General features: G+C 53.3%; 9 protein-coding genes and 1 pseudogene. 5 read left to right on the plus strand and 5 right to left on the minus strand.

Annotated features, from left to right (window positions below; genetic code table 11):
• Window positions 1-138: 138 nt before the first annotated feature.
• The 4 genes from ACQUQ1_RS20390 to ACQUQ1_RS20405 are packed head-to-tail and all read right to left on the minus strand — an operon-like array spanning window position 139 to window position 9,968.
• The gene (locus ACQUQ1_RS20390) at window positions 139-4,746 is read right to left on the minus strand and encodes a DNA translocase FtsK (RefSeq protein WP_435066093.1); all 4,608 of its coding nucleotides are present in this window, start codon (window positions 4,744-4,746) and stop codon (window positions 139-141) included.
• On the minus strand, window positions 4,743-6,245 hold the full coding sequence (locus tag ACQUQ1_RS20395; RefSeq protein ID WP_435066094.1) for a hypothetical protein: 1,503 nt from the start codon (window positions 6,243-6,245) through the stop codon (window positions 4,743-4,745). Before ACQUQ1_RS20395 ends, ACQUQ1_RS20390 begins: the two co-directional genes overlap by 4 nt.
• Window positions 6,246-6,251: 6 nt before the next feature.
• The gene (locus ACQUQ1_RS20400) at window positions 6,252-7,811 is read right to left on the minus strand and encodes a hypothetical protein (RefSeq protein WP_251344700.1); all 1,560 of its coding nucleotides are present in this window, start codon (window positions 7,809-7,811) and stop codon (window positions 6,252-6,254) included.
• Window positions 7,812-7,850: 39 nt separating this feature from the next.
• Entirely contained in the window at window positions 7,851-9,968 is a 2,118-nt protein-coding gene (locus ACQUQ1_RS20405; RefSeq protein WP_277524533.1) for a Druantia anti-phage system protein DruA, read from the minus strand.
• A gap of 222 nt (window positions 9,969-10,190) precedes the next feature.
• Between ACQUQ1_RS20405 and ACQUQ1_RS20410 the strand changes: the two genes are divergently transcribed.
• The 4 genes from ACQUQ1_RS20410 to ACQUQ1_RS20425 are packed head-to-tail and all read left to right on the plus strand — an operon-like array spanning window position 10,191 to window position 19,764.
• The gene (locus tag ACQUQ1_RS20410) at window positions 10,191-11,645 is read left to right on the plus strand and encodes a hypothetical protein (RefSeq protein WP_435066095.1); all 1,455 of its coding nucleotides are present in this window, start codon (window positions 10,191-10,193) and stop codon (window positions 11,643-11,645) included.
• Window positions 11,642-13,468, plus strand: coding sequence for a hypothetical protein (locus ACQUQ1_RS20415; RefSeq protein ID WP_435066096.1), 1,827 nt, complete (start codon window positions 11,642-11,644; stop codon window positions 13,466-13,468). Before ACQUQ1_RS20410 ends, ACQUQ1_RS20415 begins: the two co-directional genes overlap by 4 nt.
• Before the next feature lies 1 nt (window position 13,469).
• Window positions 13,470-18,896, plus strand: coding sequence for a DEAD/DEAH box helicase (locus tag ACQUQ1_RS20420; RefSeq protein ID WP_435066097.1), 5,427 nt, complete (start codon window positions 13,470-13,472; stop codon window positions 18,894-18,896).
• A gap of 4 nt (window positions 18,897-18,900) precedes the next feature.
• Window positions 18,901-19,764 carry a PD-(D/E)XK nuclease family protein gene (locus ACQUQ1_RS20425; RefSeq protein ID WP_435066098.1) on the plus strand — a complete coding sequence of 288 codons (864 nt, stop codon included), beginning with the start codon at window positions 18,901-18,903 and terminating at the stop codon, window positions 19,762-19,764.
• A 72-nt stretch (window positions 19,765-19,836) separates the two neighbouring features.
• On the opposite strand, the gene ACQUQ1_RS20430 is transcribed toward ACQUQ1_RS20425, so the two are convergent.
• Entirely contained in the window at window positions 19,837-20,337 is a 501-nt protein-coding gene (locus tag ACQUQ1_RS20430) for an XF1762 family protein (protein ID WP_394351767.1), read from the minus strand.
• Between the two features lie 327 nt (window positions 20,338-20,664).
• On the opposite strand from ACQUQ1_RS20430, the pseudogene ACQUQ1_RS20435 reads away from it, so the two are divergent.
• Window positions 20,665-20,943: pseudogene (locus ACQUQ1_RS20435) on the plus strand (AAA family ATPase); the annotation flags it as partial.

The following is a 20,943-nucleotide window of genomic DNA, read 5'->3' on the forward strand; positions in this document are numbered from 1 at the left end:
CGATGGGAGTCGCGAATTTTCAATTGATCGCCGCACTTCGGGCACTCGAGGAGATCCCCTTTCTGTACCTGATTCGGAATGACCTCGGTGCCGTCGTGGAGGGCCAAGAACGGCATTTGAATTCTACATTCCTAGTGGTCACCGATATTGATTGATGAGGTTACGGATGTCGTCAGAATCTACATAGAGGCCTTGGAGCCGAGTGGTTCTGTCCGCTTCTTTCAGTAGCATGTCTCCGTCTCCGCCAAGTTCCTCTGCTCCACCTTCGTCGATTAGAATTCGAGAGTCAGACTGCTTTGGAAGCCGGAAAGCCACCCGAGTATCCAGATTAGCACGGAGGTCCGTGTCGATAGCTTCGTGTGAAGGTCGCTGGGTAGAGATGACGAGATGGATACCCTGTGCCCGTGCGATTTGGGCGATTCGGCGCACGTTGTCCTCGGTGTCGTCAGCGTCTTCTCCAAGTTGCTGGAGTAGGTCGCTGTATTCGTCGATGATGACGACGATCGGCTTCATCTGGTCATCAGGGTTCTGCTCGTTGTACTCTCCGATGTCACGGCATACGCTTTCCCGCAGCAGCTGTTTTCTACGTGGGATTTCGTCCTCGACGAGCCACTCGAACAGGTTGGCAGCATCTTCGGCGTCAGTGATCACTTCGCCGTTAGAAAGGTTTGGCAGAGCATCGAAGAAGATGAAGTCGGTCTCCTTCGGATCAACTAAGGCGAACTCGACGTTGTCTTCGCCTTTCTGCTCCATGAAGTTCATAATCAAGGAGTACAGGAACACGGTCTTCCCGCTGCCTGTTGCCCCGCCGACCAACATGTGTGGTGCTTCAGAGAGATCAGAACGGTAGACATCACCGTCTGGTGTAACGCCTGCTAGGAAGGGTAGTGAGGATGTCTCGATCTCATCGGACGGCTTGTACCGGTCTCTGTAGTCGCGTTGAGGTACCACAACGTTGTTTTCCCGGGGGACGTCCAGAGCTACGTACTCTGTTCCAGGCAGTCGCTGGACGATCGGTTCTTTCTCGAACGCCATTTCCCGGGCGATGTCCTCTGTCCGTTGCTCCAGAGAACTCTGTTTCTCGCCTGGTGCTAGACGGATCTTGAAGCGTACCACGTTTGGTCCGACATCGATATCGTCGGGATCGATGTTTCGGATGTTGATCTTGAACTCGTTGAGAACCCGTTTCAGGGTTTCTACTAAGTCAGTGTATTCTTCGGGATCGCCGAACCGGTCAGCAGATTCAGTATTGACGTCTGTCTTTTCGTCGTCGCCGACGGTGTCTTCCTCTTCCCCACCGGTTTCCTCTCCGTCGACTTCCGCCTCGCTTTCGTCGATTTCGTCCGTTTCTTCTTCTGCGACAGCTTCCTCTTCGGCATCCTCTTCCGGCCGTTGGTCTTCCCGGTCCTCGATGCCGCTGACAATCAGCCGCTTGATTGATTGTCGGGGAAGCTTGTCAACCCTGATGGACTGGGCGTTCGGAGTTACGCCGTCAATCCGTTCGTCCGAAGTGGCTTCGCTGGTGACTTCGACCGATACGATCCTCGGGTTGATCTCGATTTGGGCATCCCCGTTGAAGACGTCGTTAATCCGATCTGCCCACTCCTGCTTACCCTCCATCCCTTCTGCGGAGGTCAATTCGTAGTACAGTTGTTCGCGGAGAGCCTCTTTTCGGGGCGACGTGGTGAGGTTTTTGTCGCCTGTGAACAGGCCGCGGATTGTGTCTGTCGTCTCGAAGACTTGGTCGACAGCGTTTCCTTCCACGACCTTGGTGCCATCTTCGTCTTTGACGGTGTAGGCGCCGCTAGTTTCTTCCAGAGTCTTGATTTCGATGATGTCGAGGATAAGGCCACCATCATCGTCGAACTGGACAGTAAGGATGTCGGCCCGGCTTTCGCTGTCCCCCAGATTCAGCCATTCCCGGGTACGCGGGTTGTCGATGGAGAAGATCAGCTTGGGATCTGCCAGCGTCTGCTGGAGCCACTGGACGGCGATGATGGAGCCAAGCAGGCCCTTCGTATTTCTGGATTTCCCGCTGCCGAGGGTTTCCCGGGTAATGAGGCGGAGAAGGCCGCTTTGTTGTAGGTCAGCGATTCTCTCCGCGATATCCTCCAAGTCGGTGTCGTCAGGCGCGAGACGGTATTCGGTAATAATGCGGCGGAGAACCCGTCGGAAGTAGTCGATATCCTCTGAGTACGTGGCGAAGTCGCGTTCGCCGCGTCGTTCTCTGGAAATCAGGTTGTCCTTCCAGAATGGGTTGCCGTTCATCGGCGGTGAGGATATGGAGACCCAGATCGCGAAGTCGAGGAGGTCGTCGATAGTCTCCTTTTCGACGTTGAGTTCGTTGACCTCAGCATTGTGGATGGCCTGCCGCTGATTATACAGCTGGTTGATCAGGTCCTGGTATTCGGAGAAGAGGACTCCTTCCTTCGACGGCGAGATATTGATTTTGTCCTCAAGCAGGTCGTAGTCGAACTCTTTCGGGACGTACAGCGGGTGGATTGTGGTCTCAGCATCACGCTCAAAGGTCTGGATGCTGAAGTTGCTCTGGTCGTTAATCAGGATGAAGTGCTGTGGGTCGCCTTTCAGGCTCTCGGCGTATGAGTCATAGCTGGGATGTTCGGTTGTAACGATCTCGAACTCCCCAGAGTCGTTGTCTGGGCCGAACAGATTAGTGATATCCTCGGAGACGCTTGGTGAGGCAGTGCCGTTGAGGACAGGTTTCTCTTCGTCCTCGATGAAGGCGAACTCCACTGTTGCGCCTTGGATTTCTTCTTTCTCCGCTAAGTCAGCGATGTCAGCGAGAAGGTCCACAGGATCTAGAGGATCGATGACGCTGATCTTGAGGTGGCGTTGAGACGGTGGGTATGCTGACGTGAACTTGTCGAGGACGTAGTCGTAGAACTTGGAGTTCGTTCCTTCTGCAGCATTCTCGATTCGGGTATAGACAGGCAGCCTGTCGAGCTCCGCGGATTGTACGAGATAGGTCTCATCCGCCAGTCTGTAGTTCCCGCCGACGTGGATGCTGCGGAGGACGTGTGGCTGTTCTTCGACGCTGTTGATGAGGAAGTTGCGTTCTTCCTCGGTCAGCGACTCTTTTTCGTCCTTCATCTCCCGCGCCAGTTCGGAGTACTTCCAGAGGTGGAGCGGGTGGAGTGGGGAGAGGACGAGTTCTCTATCGTCTTCGTATTCGAGAATGACGGTGTCGAATAGGAGGAAGTCGGAGAGAAGCTTGGAGGAGCCTTCGGAGCTAACGTCCTGAATCTCCCGGTACTTCTTGTCCAGTTTGTCCTGGACCTCACGGTAGGCCTCTATGTAGTTTTCTGCGGATTCGAGCAGGTCATCGTCTCCGAGAAGCCGGATAAGCGGTGCGGATAATAGTCCTGGTAGGGCGTCGACGAGTTCGCTACGGGCTGTTACGTATCGGTCGATGGATGCAACTAAGTCCTCGAACTTGCCGCTGTTCTCAGCCACTCTACGGAGTTTTTCGAAGCTGCTGTCTTCGCCTCGTGGCTGGAACTTCTCGGTTCTCAGAGCCTGGAAGTTCTTGATCGCGCTTTGCCTGTCCTCTGGGTTGTGGATGATACCACCGAAGGAGTCCTCGGTGACGAAGTGCTCAATAAAGTAGTAGAGGTCGTCGTTGACGTCAAAGGCCAACTGTTCATCTCCGGTGAACTCCATGTCGACCCGGTTTTCTTCTTCCTCGACGGCTTCTCGGTATTGGTCATCGAACTCTTCTGAAAGCCGTTCCAGTTCCTCGTTGTTGTCGTCGAAGACTGCCTCCACGCTAGCGGATTCGACGTCTCTCCGAGTGCTGGTGGTTGAACGTCGCTGGCTGGACTGGCCGGAGGTGGAGAATATCTCGTTGACCTCATTGTACGTCAGGTCGGCGAGGATCTCCGAGTCACCTGTTCGTTCGAATCGTCGAAGCTTGGCTACGGATTGTTCCCGTTCTTCCCTTTCACTGTCGTCGACTTTGGTGACACTGTTAGTGAGCCGGCGTCGATCCCTATTCGACATATGGGAGACCCGCAGCACGAGATCCAGGTTATCGGAAAGCCTGTCAGGGATTTCATCGGGATTGTTAAGCCCCGGATCATTGAACAGCCGCAGTCTGTAGAGTTCGGTTCCGAGGGCGTCGAGTGAACCTTGTTCTGATTCTTTGAGCGTCGACGTTGCGTAGTCAGCAACTGCAGGGATTTCGAACCTGTCGTAGAGGTCGGAGCCAAGGGTTTCCCAGATAGCTTGGGCTGGGGGACTGTCGGTGAACTGTTTCTGGGCCTGCATCTGGTCGGTGATTTCTCGCGTGATTTCTGCCAGAGGCAAGTCGACCATACCCTCGAAATCTTTCATCGAATTCAGGCGGGCGTGGTCTCCCCGAACCAGAATCACCAGTTTCTCTGGTTCGATGCGTCCGTCCCATTCGAATCCGGTGTCGGTCCCATTCCGCCAGTTGACGGCGACACTAACTTTGTCTGTGAGTCTGACGGAGGAGTCCTCTGTCCGTGACTGGAGATCGTCGATGTCTGCTTCATCGATGCTGACCATAGCAAGGCCGACATCGTACCGTGCGTTACTGCAGAGAATATCGACGAACTCCTCAGCGTCGAATCGGGGTGGCGATTCGATTATAACTCCGATGTTTTCCTCGGTCAGCTGGTCGACTGTCTCGTTAGCGATTGCTTTGCCGATCAGATCCTCGTTGCTCTCGAATGAGCTGTCTTGTGTCTGTGTGGTTTCGCTCATATTTCCTCCTCGGGGACAGAGACGATGGTAACGCCGTCCGCGTATTCCTCAGCATATCCAAGGCTTGATACTGCTTCTTTGAAGCCCTCGTAGTTCTGGTTGTTCAGCGGATCACTTTCGGATGCGCTGGCACCGAGGCGGATGTCCCACTCCGCCAGGTGGCTACGGTCCTGTTCGGTTCCGCCCACGATGATCCCGTACCGTTCCCGGAGTTCTTCTGAGAGATCTTGGAGAGACATGCTCGTGCCTGGTTCGATTACGGAGAGTAGGACGGGTTCCAGCATCTCGGGGTCGGGCCGATACCTACGTTTGTTCGCCCGGTTTCCTCGTGGTTTGAGGATCCCGGCACGCCAGGCGAAGGTCTGGGCTGTGGACTGCGGTGTGTATGTGTCGAATCGGTTCGAGAAGTCGTGGATGACGTTGCTTACAGCATCCACCAGCCTGTGGAAGGTGGTATCCTTCTCGGGGTCTCGCGAGGCTCGGAATACCTGCTCGAATTTTTCGTAGTCCTGCTCGATCTTGTCCTCCTTATTCCGGTTCAGTTCTAGGAAATTGTGGTTCTCGAGTTCTCGGAGGACGTCTTCCTCGCTGTAGTCTTTGTAGCCCTGCAGGTCAAGGACGTGCTTGACACCAAGCCTAGTGGCTAACTGGATTTCCGACCCGACGACGCGGAATGATTCAAGGCTGGCGTCGGCTACCGGGTTGTTCCTGTTTCCGGTGTAGTTCAGCACGATTGGGACAGGTTCGTCTTTGCCCCCGTCATCCCGGATCTCATTATGCCGGTTGGCCATATAGACGTAGAGCAGGAACCCGCCGAATTTGATGGTGCGGCGAAGGTCACGGGCGTAGTTCAGGTCGTAGTCGCCGTTGGAGTCCTTCAGGTGCTTCGACAGGGTTTCGAAGCCTTCGACGAATTCATCCGCAATCTTCCCGTCCCCGAATGCGTCTCCCAGGACAGGTTCTTCCCAGGGTGAGACCGTGACGTTGCCTTTCCCTCCGTCTTTGGCCAGTGGCCGGAACAGGAGAGAGATAGCGTCGTGGTGATCCTGAAGCTGGTCGGTCAACTTCTGATTGATGTCACTGTCAGATTCGTCCAGTACGGTGTAGATGAACTGTGACGGTGTTACACCGATTCGGCGGTAGGCGACGAACCAGTCGCTCATAGAGGTCATTGCAGAGTGTCGTGGACTACTTGCGTAGAGGGCGTTGTCGTTGTCCAAGACCTTCCGCATCCTGTACCGAAGATTGTCCATTTGTTCGTCACTGAGATCGCGGGAGGACTCGAACAGGCCGTGGTATTTCTCGTCCAAGTCGCTGGAGGGGGTTTTCCCAGGTTTCTCGACGAATTTGAACAGGTCCTCCGACTGGTGAGTAGATCCCAGAACGTTACTGAAGACGACCTGGGAGAGATGCACCGGTTTTAGAGAGGCAGAGGTTGCTTTGAATCCGAATGCGGCTTCCGATGCGTCGGAGTTTACGTCGTTAAGTCTCATTGGCATTGGTGTTCACCTCCGCTCCATCTGGTACCGGTCATCGTTGACTGTCAGAATCTCGAGTTCGCCAGTTTCCGTGTCCATGATATGGACGGTGCCGTAATCTTCATCGTGGCTTTCCCTGTACTCGATTTCTTCCATAAATTCGAGCAACTGCTGTTCTTCTTCCCTTCCACGTAGGATGTAAGGGATGTTGCCGTTCAGGGCACCGAGTGTCTCTGATAGGTCTGGATCAATCCGAAGCCTGACTGTTGAGTCACGTCCTTCGTATTCGAGAACGTGGTGGTCGTGGTTGTAGTCCATTGCATCGCTGATTTCGGGATGGAGCTGCGGGACTCGGCGGTTCAACTCGCGCTTGGGAATTTCTGTCCGGGAGATAAGGGATAGGGAGCTTTTAGATCGATAGTTGTGGGAGAGCCAGACGCGGAGGTCGGAGCCCTTGGAAGAATCCGGCATGAAATAGCTGTTAATCATCTCTATGACGTCCTCTTTCACGCTTTCAGCCGAACGGTCCCTGTTCCGCTGGTTATGGAAGGAGTAGTTGGTCTCGTGATAGAGGTCGCGAGCGTCGTAGTCTTTGATGGCTACGTCCTCAAAGTAGAACTGACGTTTCTTCTCGATGAATCGTTGGTCGACTTCTTCCTCTGAGTCTTCTTCGTCTCTCCGTGAAACCTCTTCTTCAGCGTCAGCCCAAAGTTTGCTGTCGATAAATGGATGAGTGAGGTCACGGGGATGGAAGTATTCGTTCAGGAGGGTGAAGATCTTCCCGCTGCCACTGAAGGCGAGGTTATAGTATTTCAGATCTTCGTCAAACTCGGTGATGCTCTCTTCTTTGGCTCCAGTAATGCAGTAGGCGAGAAAGTTCAGGAGGTCACGAACGGTGACGTGGGCGTCCAGATGGCCCACGGACTGTAGGAGCCGGATTATATTTTCTCGGACACGATCATTCCTCATCTTATCCATATTGTAGGCGATGTGTCCGTCGATGTCGTCGCCGTTGTTCTCTTTGAGGAACTTATTCGAAGTCAGATTCTCGATGGCTTGGCCGATGACCTTTCGGGTGAGAATGTTTCTGTTGTTGAGATCGATGACGACGATAGAGTCGAAATCAGCGTTGTCAGCTTGATCTTCGTCGTAGATTATCTGGTTTTGGAACTGGCTCCGAACTTTTTCCAGGAAGGGATAGTCGTCGGCGTGTTGGGTAGTCATCTCGTAAAGAGGGCCGTCATTAATAGCGAGAATACCAGGTCGGTCGTCGTCGAGGGCGTCTTTCCATTTGTCAAGTAGGACAGTATAGTCGTCGTACTCGGAGGCGTCAGAGAGATAGAAATAGTCCGGTTCCGGGTACTCAGGCTTCATCTGCAGGATGTACTGTGTTTTACCGTCTCCAGGGTTCCCAGTGAGAATGACCTGCTTCCCATCTTCTAGTGCGTCCTGTAGGTATTCCTCACCATCTAGACGGGTTGTAATGTGTATTTCTCTGCGTTGCTCGTCAGTGAGCTGTTCAGCGAAGCCTCCCTGTGCCAGCTGTGAAAGGAATCGTAGATTCAGTGTCGATGCTTCAATTCCCATATTTATCGTTGATGTTGGTGACCGAATGTTCCCGTCATGTTAACTGTTGCTTATAATGAACTCACTGAGACTGGCTTGCCGTTTGTCGAAATCGATCTCGCTGCTCAATTTGAATTCTTGCTTGTCAAATTCCCTAATATTCTCCAAGACGTCTTGTTTCTGAGCTCTCATGCTTGCCCACCTATCAATCCAATACTGATAGATTGACTCCTGCTCCTTCTGTGGGTCGTCGAACTTCCAGTAGTATTCTGGGTTGTCGTCGATTCCCAGTAGATAGTCTTGGGAGTTCTCCGCCAGATCGATTCCGTACACAATCCGTCTAGACTCGTGTTTCAAGAGATCCGTCTCTAAACCGCAGTTCTTCAGGCCACGGCGGATTTTCCGGATGCGAGGAGAGACACCTTCTCCGAACCGACCTCGGACCACCTTGCGACCTTCCTCTAACTGTGTGACCTGACTAATCCGTTTTCGTGTTTCGGGACCGAACTGGATTGAACCGTATCCTTCAGTGTACCCGATCTGGTCGTATTCGATCTCGCCGTTTTCGGTTGGAACCCGGATACGGTCGTACTGGGCACTTCCAATCTCAAACAGGCCAGTGGTGTCGAGGAAAACCAGTTCATTCCGTTTACTCACTGCTTCGCCTTTCATCGAGCTGGCGATTTCGCTCTGGTAGTCGCCGTATTTGTCCTGGTACATGTCGATGACCTTGGGACCCGTCAAGGCCATCGCCACAAGCTTCCCTCCGAGAATACGGTTATAGGGGGGGATAGCGCCACATACCATGATGTTCATCATCCCGGCACCGACCCGCTCCTTTTTGATCTCCTTCAGAGCTGTTTTGATAGCTCGCCGCCCGGAGTCGTTATTCAACCCAGTTCTGATGAACTCGACATCGTCCTCTTCGCTGTGTTCTTGGAAGTATTTTCGGTCGCGGAGAAGCTTTTGAAGTGCTCGAGCGCGTTTTTTCCGGAACAGGGCTGTTTCACTTCTTTCCTCCCAAGACTCCATCTTCTCCGGGTTCTCGTCCTCACCATTTTCAATGGTCTGCTCGGCTTCCTCTTCTATCTGCTCAAGAATCTCGATAACCCGTTCGTCAGGGTTGACGAAGCTTTCCTCAGAGAGTTCAGGGTGCTCCTCGGCAAAGTCGTCGTGTCGGATGTTGGATATTGCGTCCTTAATGGCGTCCTCTAGGGCTTCTCGTATATCGGAGCAGAACTCGCTGACCCTCTCTTCGTATTCTTCCTCGGTCTCTAGCCATTCTGTATTGGTGACTGTCCGAGTTTTCTTGTCCGGCGTCCGCTTCTCTTCTGGCAGCTGCTCCTCGTATTCGTGAACCCGTTTCTTCCGCTGGAGTTTATCTTCGACCGCGTCAATAGTCCAGCCGATATAGTCATCCCTGACTGACAGATTCATCATCGGGCTTGCCAGTGTCGCAATCCCCATCACCGGGTCTTTCGGCTTCGCTGCGTTTCTAATAAGGAAGTTGATGTTTCTTCCAGGGACCGTGTTATATGGTGTTAGCCAAGTGTAGCGGAAATACCGCCAGATATCCATCAGGTCCAACTCGGTGTGATCACATTTCTCCCCAGTCTCTACTTTCTGTATGTAGGGTTGGACAACGTCTTCTAGATCTTCGGCGATTTCCTCTTGGTCCTGATCCTGAAGCGGTGCTAAGTCTTGGTAGAGTTCTTCCCCATCGGTTATTAGTTCAAGGACACTTCGCCCGCCATTCGTATTTACGCGGGTGTCTCGCTCCATTTTCCGGACGAACTCGCGGACGCTTTCCTCTCGGAACTGCGCCCGTCGTTCTTTCTGAAGGACAGCGCGTTCCTGTTTCTTGAACTCTTCTGGGTCGTCTTTGTAGCGATCAGGATCCGGCCGAACTACGTGTAGTTCGGAATTTTTGCGAATGTCATAGTTGATCTCAATGAGATCTAGGAGAACCTCTAACGCTGCGAGATATCGAATCTGGCCTTCAGTTACTTCATCCTCGATTTCGTTCTCGATATAGCGAATCTCGTCCTTGATGGCAACTTCCCTGTCGAGGTCCTCTTGAAATTCGATTAGTTCATCGGTCAGAGCCTCAAATCGCCGTTGGTACTGGTCCGGGAGATTAGGCGAAAAATCTACTTCCCGTTCAGAATTCGCACCCATAGTAATCTGGTTGATGTGGCAAATCGTTCTCTGCTGAAATCCAAAAGAGTATCGACTCAGATCAGTCCACACCCCTAAACGACCCAGGGGATTCTGCCACAATTATTTGGATGATTACATGTAGGTGTTTCTTCAATAGATTTATTCTATTTGTCGCTCAGGTTTGATAACACATGCGTAAAGGGACTATCAGGATTAGGACCGGAGGGCTCCGACCCACTCGTGAGTAAACTTTCTATCCCCTTCGGGCTCGACCCGGAGGGAACGAAAACTCCAATAGAAGAGGCCCAACGTAAGTCAGACTACTACCGTTGCCCAGAATGTGGTGAATTCCTAACCCCTCGTATTGGGACTCAGCGCCAGTACTTCGCTCATAAGCAAGGCGTTCTGGAGGACATTTCCTGTTCACTGTCCAGCGACGAGGGTGTTGAAAAGATGATCGAGGATCTCCGTACCTCGGACATCGAAGAGGGTGAGCGTGAGCGGTCGATTCGAACCTATCTAGGGCAACGCCATGACGGTGGCATCGAATTATTTGGCATCGTTCCATCACTCGATTGGGATCAAATCCAAGAAGATGAGGACGTGGACACACTCTTAGAAAACGTCGAAATCGAGGCAACAGGAATCACACATCCCCCCGTACCGAGTAACTTCCACCCATCGGAGGCAGAGGTCACGCTTGATCTTGACCCAACAGCGGATAGTTACGAACTTCAAATCTCAGGTCCAGATGCCCTCGGAAGTATCACCGGCACTTGGACTACTTCGGGGCTCCAACATGGTGATCTCTTTGTTGGTGACGAAACTCGGGCGCAGCGATATAACTCGGATCACCAAGTGCGCAAGGATATGTGGGTATATCTGGTCTCAAAGAATCCCCCGAAATCCGAAGTGTCGTTCGTGGACGTCTACGACTTCGCAGATGTATCCTTAGTCGGGTTCCGGGCGTCCGAAAAGACGGAACCATTTCTCGACCGCTATGGGGGAGGCCTTAGTACAGAAAACTACGGCTTCGATGCTGACGTTGTATTACCCGCACACACAAACCCAACCGTTGAGGCACCCCTATACGCACCACCAGAGGAACCAGTTCTCGTTGGAGTTACTCCCTCCGAGGAGGTCGATCCAATATTCGAGGTCGTTTCCATCCCCAAAGATGCAAACGAGACAGTCGAAATCGATCGGACTGGAGCGGGAAATCCTCGTTACTACACAACTGAGATACCCTCTGATGGATCGCGTCGTGTGAGTATCCACCAGCGGAACTCCGATCGGCATCGTCTGATTCACCTCCACCCATCCGAAGAATCGACGATCATAGACGCAACCGAGCCAGAATCACGACGAATTGGTATTGAAATCCAAGATGAGGAACATCGTGACTTTCTCTCACCTATCGAAGGTCTGTCCTCAAAGCGTATGCCCGTTGGTTTCAATCCTCATTTATTACATACCAACCTCGAATATGTCGGGCCAGAAGACCTTGAACTGGAAGTAATCGCTACCTTTGCTGAAGGCGCATCACTCGGTCCGACAATCAGCCGAGACGTAACAGCAATCAGTGATATTATCTCGGAGGTCATCCACTGGGTAGAGAGCGGCTGTAATGAACTCGAGATCCGGTTCAATGGTATTGGAACCATATCGATCTGCTTTCCACAGAGGGAACAATGAATCTGGAACCCGGTGACGAGTTTACAGCGGAAGTAGACAAGATTACGAAACGGAAAACTTGCACCGTCAAATACGATGGGGAAGGGATTAATATCGGCCCAGTCACGTGCGAACCCGGTCGTTCGGTTCGATTGCGGTATCTCGGGGCAGATTCAGTCGCTGGAACATCGATACATTTCGCACTTTGTCTGACCGAGGAAGTTCTCGCGGACGATTACAAAGATCACATTCGACGCCATGTAAGTAGTCTTCTTCCTGACCAACCTCCACAAGAGGGAGAACAAACCTACATAGAGGTGGATAAGATCGACGAGTACGGCCTAGGACTCGCAGTTGCCGGAGGTGAACTCGTCGAACTCGGACCAGTACAAGCAGACGAGGGCGACTTAGTGCACGTTGTCGGACGCGAACCGGGATATGCAGAGATCCTGAACGCAAGAGCACGTGGGAAACGCTACAGGATTCGCTTCAATATCCTCCGTGAGCGCTGGGACAAACTCCCTATCAAAAAGGGCGAGTCATTCACGGCAACGATAGATGACACCGATGGCAGTAATCTTATCGCGTATGTGGACGGGTTGCCTGTCCACTTCTCTGGAGGCAAAGCCCGAATCGGACAAAAAATCGAAGGGAAACTCATTAGATTTCACCGAGACCGCGGAGTTGGAAAGGTGACAAAGGTCTACGATTCGGTTGGTGATATCGAAAATCCCGGGCACAATACTCGGATGCAGCAACTTCAGCAAGCGGGATTCGGCCAAGAGCCGTTTCGAGCATTCGCTACGCGGTTTACTGGCGTGAGTAGTGACCAACTACCATCGACCGAGATCGGTATCCGAGACGCCATAGTCGGTGAGGCAATCCGACTCGGTCTTGCTGATAAAGCTGAATCGGGTGGCCAACAGTATCCACAAGCACACATCACCGCAATCCGCCACTGGGTTGTCCATAAGCTGGCAGCTGTTCTCGGACAGCCAGTTGCTGGTGCCGACGAAGTATCTGATGATGTCGGGTGGTTCCGGGCAGCATTAACAGAGCGTACCGGCCCCACAATAACGTTCCTTGGTGATGTGATACAACTCTCACAAGGGTACTATGCTCCAGCACCGACGCGAGCTGTAATGATCTCCGAATCTGAGGCTGTGCTCGTTTCAGGAGATCCAAGTCGTCCATTCATAGAGTCCGGTCTTGATATCGAATTTCGGGGGTTGACGCGAATTCTTACTGACACCAGTGAAGCAGAATTGCGTTCGAGAGAAATCCCCGTTCAATCTAAAGACGAATACATCGGCCTGGACGAGGCGCCGATTACGACGCCAGCCACACTACGTGAGTACATCGAACAGCGACCGCAGGAGTCATGGGAACCGGAAGAAGATTGGGCACCATACACTGGACAGTACTATGGATTCACCGTAGACGGTGAGCCGCTCGTCATTGAAGAGGCAGACGGAACTGCGATCAGCTTGTGGCGAGTTCCAGTCGAATACGGTGCCGATACCTACCAGTTGAAGGTTCAATCGGGCGACGGCAAAACCAGGGCTGTCAGTGTTTCGCCGAAATACCGCAAGCATGCGTGCCTAATTCTTGACTCAATGGCTGAGGACCCACAGACTGTTGAACTCACCGGATATGAGGAGGAGGTCTTATTGAGTTGTGACTTTGCACCGCCGCGGGCACAGATGCGTTGGCTGTACGCAGTCGGAGCAGAGTGGCTTGAAACATCGTCGTATCAGCTTCAATGGCGAATTTCGGACACCGATGCTGATTCAGTGCGGGAGGTCTTTGACGAACTGCCCGTGACCATCATCGACAACACATAAAATGAAATCAATCAAAGAAGTCTCGGAAGAGCTCGAGAACGACCTTCAACAGTACATCGAATCACGTTACCACCTCCATCATCCGCGGCTTCTCAAGGAACGTCGTGCCCTGATGGACGAGGGAGAGACGGCCACCGAACCGTGGGTCGAGGCTACTCCGACCTATGTTTCGGGGGATTCCCTCAGAGAGTTGGGGTTGCCGAGCGAAGTCGTCGATTTGCTGAAAGATCTCGAAAGCGACGATCTCGATATCTTCGATCCTCCGTACAAACACCAGGCCGACGCTCTCCAATCGTTCTTCAACGACGAGGACGACCTCATCGTATCCACCGGAACAGGATCCGGGAAAACCGAGATTTTCCTCTACTCAATTCTGGGTCAACTCGCACAAGAAGCAGCGCGAGGCGAAACAGCCGACAAACGTGGGATACGGACATTAGTTCTCTATCCAATGAACGCTCTCGTCGCAGATCAACTCTCGCGGATGCGCCTACTCTTCGGTGATGAGGACGGAGCAGATACACTTGAGGACTATATGGGTCGGCGGGTACAGTTTGGGATGTATACGAGTCGTACACCCTATCACGGGGAGTATGACACCAGCAAAAACGATAATTTGGTCAGGCCGGTCATCAAAAGGTACGTTGAGTTAGAAGAAGAGCAGCCAGACCTCTACGAACAACTCGCAGAGAAAGGCCGTATCCCGGCCAAGAATCTGGAAGGATTCTTGAATAATAATAACAGACCAAAAGAAACAAACTTTCGTACCCAACCAGGCGACACGGAACTCTTCACGCGTCAAGAGATGCACACTCGCGATGGAAGCAATCCCCATGGCGGGACGCCTGATCTCCTGATTACGAACTACTCGATGCTGGAGTACATGCTACTCCGGCCAATCGAACAACCCCTCTTTGAGGATACCCGTGAATGGCTGGCCGAGGACGAAGAGAACGAGTTGAATATCGTCCTCGACGAAGCTCACCTCTACCGAGGCGCCCAAGGAGCAGAGGTGGCACTCTTGTTGAGCCGCTTGCTCCAGAAGCTCGGGATATCTCGCGAACGTGTGCGCTTCATCCTCACGAGTGCGACGATGGGCGAAAACGTAGAGGAAGCAGCCCCAGAATTTGCGGCCCAGCTCACAACCGGAGATCCGGACGATTTCTCAGTAATCACCGGTGAGCAGGTGGAGTACGAGGGTGGAGAACCGAGCGAGAAACGCACGGCGCAACTCCTAGAGCGGGTTGGTTACCAACTCGATGATCCGTCGAAGATTCGTAACGTTGCGAGCGAACGAGGCTGGGATCCTCTTGAAAGTAATGACGTAGAATCGGTCCGTTCGTACCTCGCTGACCAGTTAGTCGATGACCCACTCTTCAGGTTAGCACACGAATATCTTCGTGAAGAGCCGCTGCGCCTATCGGCGCTTGCCGAAGAGTTGTTCGAGGACATCGATCAGGAGCTGGCTCGTGAGGCGACGGGTAATCTTCTGTATCTTTGTACCGAGGCCCGCCAGGAGGAGGATCAGGCGTTGCTTCCGACACGCCTGCATATGTTCCTCAAAGGGCTCCCCGCCCAGTATGCGTGTGTCAATCCTGAATGCAGCGGCCGCCGGGTAACAGAGGGGGAGAACCTCCTCGGGCGCATCTACAGTAATCCGCACACGACCTGTGAGTCCTGTGGCAGTCGAGTCTTCGAACTGATTAGCCACCGCACCTGTGGAGCAGCATATCTGCGTGCCTATCGACGCTCTGACGACGACCGCGGGCCGACGTTCCTGTGGTCAGATCCTGAGAGCAGCGAGGACTTGGACGAGCTTCATCTCTTAGTTGAGGAACCTCGGGATGACCCGAATCCAGACCACGAACACGGACGTTCGCTCGCCGAGACGACGACCTCACGAAACCTCTCGATTGCCTCCGGCCATCTTGTTGATGATCGGCACGTGGACGACGAAGGGCCGACCACTCATATCGAGGTTCAGGTCCCGACTGAAGAGCCGCCGGACGAGGGCGGTGCATGGAGTTGGACCCAATGTCCGGCGTGCGGGATCAAAGAGCGACGTCGTCCGAATGGCGACACGAAGGTCGAAGATCTGGTCACCAAAGGTGAGGAACCATTCGCGCACAGCGTCCGCTCGATGTTCGGTATCCAGCCGACCGACCCACTCAAAGAGGAGTTCCCCAACGAGGGGCGCAAGGTATTGTGCTTCTCTGACGGTCGACAGAAGGCGGCCCGCTTAGCTCGCGACCTCCAATCGAACGTTGAATCCGACTCGTTCCGCGAGGTCTTAACCGACATTATTGGATCCGCGGATGATGAAATCACGATGGATCGGTTGTTCGCCGAGTTCGCAGTCTACTGTGCGAAAAACAACATCGTATTCTTCGACGACAGCGACCAATACACGAATCAGTCGGGTGTCGTGTATAAGGGTTCACGCTCCCACTTCGAGGATATTCGTGGGAACCTGTCCGATATTGTTGATGAGTACTACCTTGAGTCCATCGACGATATTCCGGAGGTGCCAGCCGCACGCAATGCGTTGTCGGAGCGTCCCCGCCAGTATGAGGAACTTCTCCTCCGATCGTTGGGCGATGAACAGTACTCCATCACCGGCGCTCTCGTCGGGTACATTGCGCCGTCCGAGGAAGTGTTTGAGAAAATCGATGAGGCCGTCCCTGAAATTGAGACAGACCAACTCAAGAGCATCCTCATCGAGGCGCTTCGTCATGCCTGCGAGGAACGGGCATTTGATTCAAGCATTGAAGCTAGACGACGTTCGAACTCCTATCCCTACCAAAATTGGATTGACCCGGACGATACGGGGCTCCCCCACAGCGAGATAATCCCTGAATATGTTGTAGAATCACTCGACGACGAAGTGCCGGAAGAGGCGTGGAATAGTCTGAGACGGGCGTTGATGACGACAGAGCCTGTGTTGTTTGGGGCCTCCCACGGAAATTACTTCGTCAATCCAAAAGCAACGACAATCGATCTCCGACTCGACGACGATTGGTACCGGTGTGAAGGATGTCGCCGGTTCTCGGTAGTGTCTCTCAATGATTCGTGTCCCTACGATGGGTGTCGCGGAACTCTGAGTCCGGTTAGTGACGATGACATCCATCTCCAGGCACGGAAGAACTTCCTTCGGAACCCGCCACGCGAAGTGCTCCATGGCGAACGGGACCCGCTCACGCTGCGTTCAGAAGAGCACTCCGCACAACTGAGTGCAAAGGACAACTCCGAGGCATTCGCACGCTCCGAAGAGTACGAACTGCTCTTTCAGGACATCCTTGTCGGGGACTCCGAGGCCGATCAGCCAATCGACGTATTAAGCTGTACGACTACTATGGAAGTCGGGATTGACATCGGGAGTCTCACTGGCGTGGCCATGCGGACGGTCCCGCCAGGACCAGAGAATTATGAGCAACGTGCTGGTCGGGCAGGACGTCGCGGAGCTGGGCTCTCGACGATCGTCACCTTCGCGGACAACTCCCCTCACGAGTCACACTACTTCGAGAATCCTGAGGAGATGATAACGAGCGAGGGGAACGCACCGGTCATCTACGCCGGCAACGAAAAGATCGCCCGGCGGCACATCAACGCCTCGCTGCTTGCTCGGTTCTTCGATCCATCGGCCGTCGAGACGGAAGCTGCCGTATTCCGCTCGCTCAAAGGTACAGCCGAGTTCTTTGAAGGAGAAGGGGACCAAACCCTCGCCGCGTTCGAAGACTGGCTGGACGAAGAGATCTTCGCCGATTCATCGTCGACGCTCGAGCAATTGGGGGCCCTCCTTCCGGATGCACTAGGAGAGGGACGTTCATCCGACTGGGAGGTCGCATTAGTCCGCGACGCCGCTACAGAGTTCCTAAGCGAACTCCAGGAGCTACAAGCCAAGACAGAATGGGAAGAGCAATCCACGGAAGACGACGATTTACTTTCCGTCCTTCTCGATGCAGCCCTCCTTCCGACGTTCTCGTTCCCGACTGATGTGGCCGACTTCGTCGTGCGCGAAAATGAGCCCGGGTCGTCACAGCCGAAGAACAAGTACCAGATGTCTCGGGATCTGAAACAAGCTCTCTCAACGTACGTACCAGGCCGAGAGATCGTCGTTGACAAGAAGACCTACGAGTCCTACGGTGTCTATGTCAAATTCCCAGACAACCCGAAGAACCGAGTAGCTGGCGAAGACTGGGGAGACCTCGATTGGTTGAACTGGTGTGACGTCTGCAAGACGGTCTTTGACGAGCATAATGAGAGTCTAGCAGCCAGGGATATGGAATGTCCAGTCTGTGAGGGAGCGAACGTCAGTTCCCTTCAAATGTACACCCCGGAGGCATTTGCACCGAAAGTCGATGAGACAGGTGCAGCTGAGAAAGGATCGGACTACAACGAGAACCGCGCCTACGCGACACAGCCTAAATACCCGCTGACGTCGACTTCTCACGAGAGTGAGAACGCTAGCGAGATGGCAGAGGAGAAATCCATTGGCCATTCGATAGTGGGGAAGATGAATGACGAACAGCTTCTTGTCGCTAACTTTGGGGCTGATGAAGATGGATTCGAGGTCTGCACCGATTGTGGGGCCGTTAGCCGCGAAGGTCCACTCTCGAACCCACACGCCCGTCCATATCCCAAGGATCTCCGATTTGTTGGAGAATATGACTGGGATGATCAGTGTACCGGCTCAACAGTCACGACGAGTTTCAGCCATCGCTTCCCCAGTGATTTGACCGTCCTCCAAATCCCGTTAGGTGATGAGATGGAGTTTGTTCCATCCGAAGCATGGTTCGAGACACCAGGACAGTCGTTAGCTGAAGCATTAGTCATGGGTGCATCTCGTGCGCTGGGCATCGAAGATGACGAACTCGAAGGTGGATTCCGTACTCGTTCGGCAGAGCACGCCGACATCGACGCACGGGGCGTTATCGAGGTCTTCCTCTTCGACACAACCGCTGGCGGTGCTGGCTTCTCATCGCGCGTCTGGGAGGAATTCGACGCCGTGTGTGCAGAAGCCCGTTCAATCCTCGAGAGTTGCTCATGCGATACGGCGTGTCACAACTGTCTGCGCCGGTATCAGAACCGCCATCTCCACGACTCGTTGAATCGCCACGAAGGGCTGGCCTTGCTCGATTACGCACAGACGGGGACTCCACCAACGCTTCGTCCTGATAAGACACAGAGCCTGATAAAGCAGCTCGAACGTGCCTTGGAGTTGAAGGAAGAAGATGTTGCACTCAGGGCGATTGACGATGATAAATGGGAAATCGAGATTGACGGGACGACGATGACATTTGGTATTCGTTCGAGTCTGCGGCGGTCACGTGCCCCGACGTCGGCGACGTACGACGAGGACTACTCAGACTACGAGTTGTCCCAACGGTTGCCAGAGGTGGCTCACTCAATCGTCGATCAACTCCAATAGCGGAATGGATGGGTCAGAACAGTTTGCACACGTAAACTGGTCGGCGTCGGCAGCACAGCTGTTCGAAGAGTGCCCCCGGCGGTTCTTTTATCGATACCAACAGACCGAGTCTACCGAGGACTATAGTGAGTATACACCGTCGCCAGGGGCCTATCTGGGAACTATCGCACACGAATCTCTCGCGGGGCAGGTTGCACGATGGGCTCGGGGTGAGAACATCCATCTTCAGACTGCAACTGAATATGCGAAAGACGAACTTGAGAGGTATGTCGAAGCGAATTCTGAGACGATTGCTGATCGGATTGACATTACGGATGGGGAATCCTTCGATAGCGATTCCTTCACGCGGTCATTAGTTCGTACAGCCCGTAATCACATCAGGCAGTTCTTCCGGGTGATTTGGCCCCACCTTGAGGACCACCAGTATATCGCCCACGAAACGCGCCAAACGTTCGAAGTCTCCGAAGAACCCGTCACCGTCCAGCCAGATCTCTGTACGCGAAACCCAGAGGGAGACTTTGTCGTTACTGACTGGAAGACAGGCGCGTATGACCGGTTTAGTAACCCTACAATACAGATGCAAGCATATGCACTCTATGCTCACGAAGCGTATGAACCCGAACTCAGTCGGATTCGGGTCCAATTAGCCCATACTGGAAGTGGGGAGTTCGACCGAATGGTGCCGACTACGGAAGACATGAGACAGATCCGAGAACGGATTACGAATGATAGGGCCTTCTGGACGAGTATGGGGGACATCGAATCCTACAAGACAAATCCAACAGTCCAGAAATGTAGCCAATGTTCGTACCTTCACCGGTGTACAGACGGACAAACCGTCACGGGTGAAGAGCCAGAACCAAACTAAGTAGTAAAGTGCGAATTAGGTCATCTTATACCTCATCTACTGCATACAAAGCAAATCGGATTATATCACAATTCAATCACGCAATCGATAAATCCACTTGCGACGAACAAAATCATCAACTGAGGACCGGCCTTCGCGCGACTGCCAACTATCCCCTTGAGCTTTCTCTTCCCGAACTAGTTTGAAACCTGCCGCAGAATAAATCGTCCCCTTGTTACCTGCTACTCCAGCGTGAGCAGAAATCCGTTGATAGCCCTCTAAGAACGCCCACTTTCGAGCGCGAGCGATTAGCCAAGAACCAGTGTTTGATGGCCTTTCGGGTCGCGATCCGTACCGTGTAATTGAGATTTCTTTGTCTTCGTCGACCATTCGGGCTACTGGACGACCGAGAACACAGACTGCAATTAGATTAGATTTATGACGAGCTCCGAACGCAGCCTTCCATCCAGGGATACCTCCCAATTTGTGGTCTACCATATCCGACTCGAGGAAATCGTTGATCTCGTTTCGGCTTCGCTCCCGGGTTAGTTTGAGATCCGATACAGAGTCTGGTACTGATATTGGACCTTTCATCGTTTGCCTGAGGCAACTTGCGCCTCACCCAATCAGGCGCATGAAAAACAGAACGAGATCACCAGAATGGACTCATATTTCTGCGTTAGTACGCTCGAACCAAAGATTATCGAGGAACCTCACAACCCGTAGATCAGACGAGTTGTGAACGCTGATTATCTAGGAATGCCTCTTTCCGAGAACATCCCTATGGAGAGACCTGTTAATGAGCCCAAGCGCTCTTAGAAGCTATCAAAACAGCGATCAAGCAGGGATAATGTAGGCCTTTCCGGAAACAACCCGGTCACGCTTTTATGACTAGACGGGAAACAGGTCGAACAGTAACAGATGATCCGCGATGCTCGCGTTCTCCGCGCCGGATTCGTCCCTCGGGAAGTTGAGCATCGCGACGCCGAAGTCAACCACCTTTCTAGCGTCCTCGAGCCCATCACGAACGGAGAACCAGCCGACACAGCTATCGTCACCGGACCCAGCGGGACGGGGAAGACGTGCATCTCCAAATTCGTCACGGAACGACTTCGGGAAGAGGTCCTCGACGACCTCGGCGCCACCATCGACATCCACCGACAGTCGACACCGCACGACGAACTCGTCGACCGCCTCCAG

It is taken from the genome of Halobaculum sp. EA56, from assembly GCF_051195075.1.
GTDB lineage: Archaea > Halobacteriota > Halobacteria > Halobacteriales > Haloferacaceae > Halobaculum.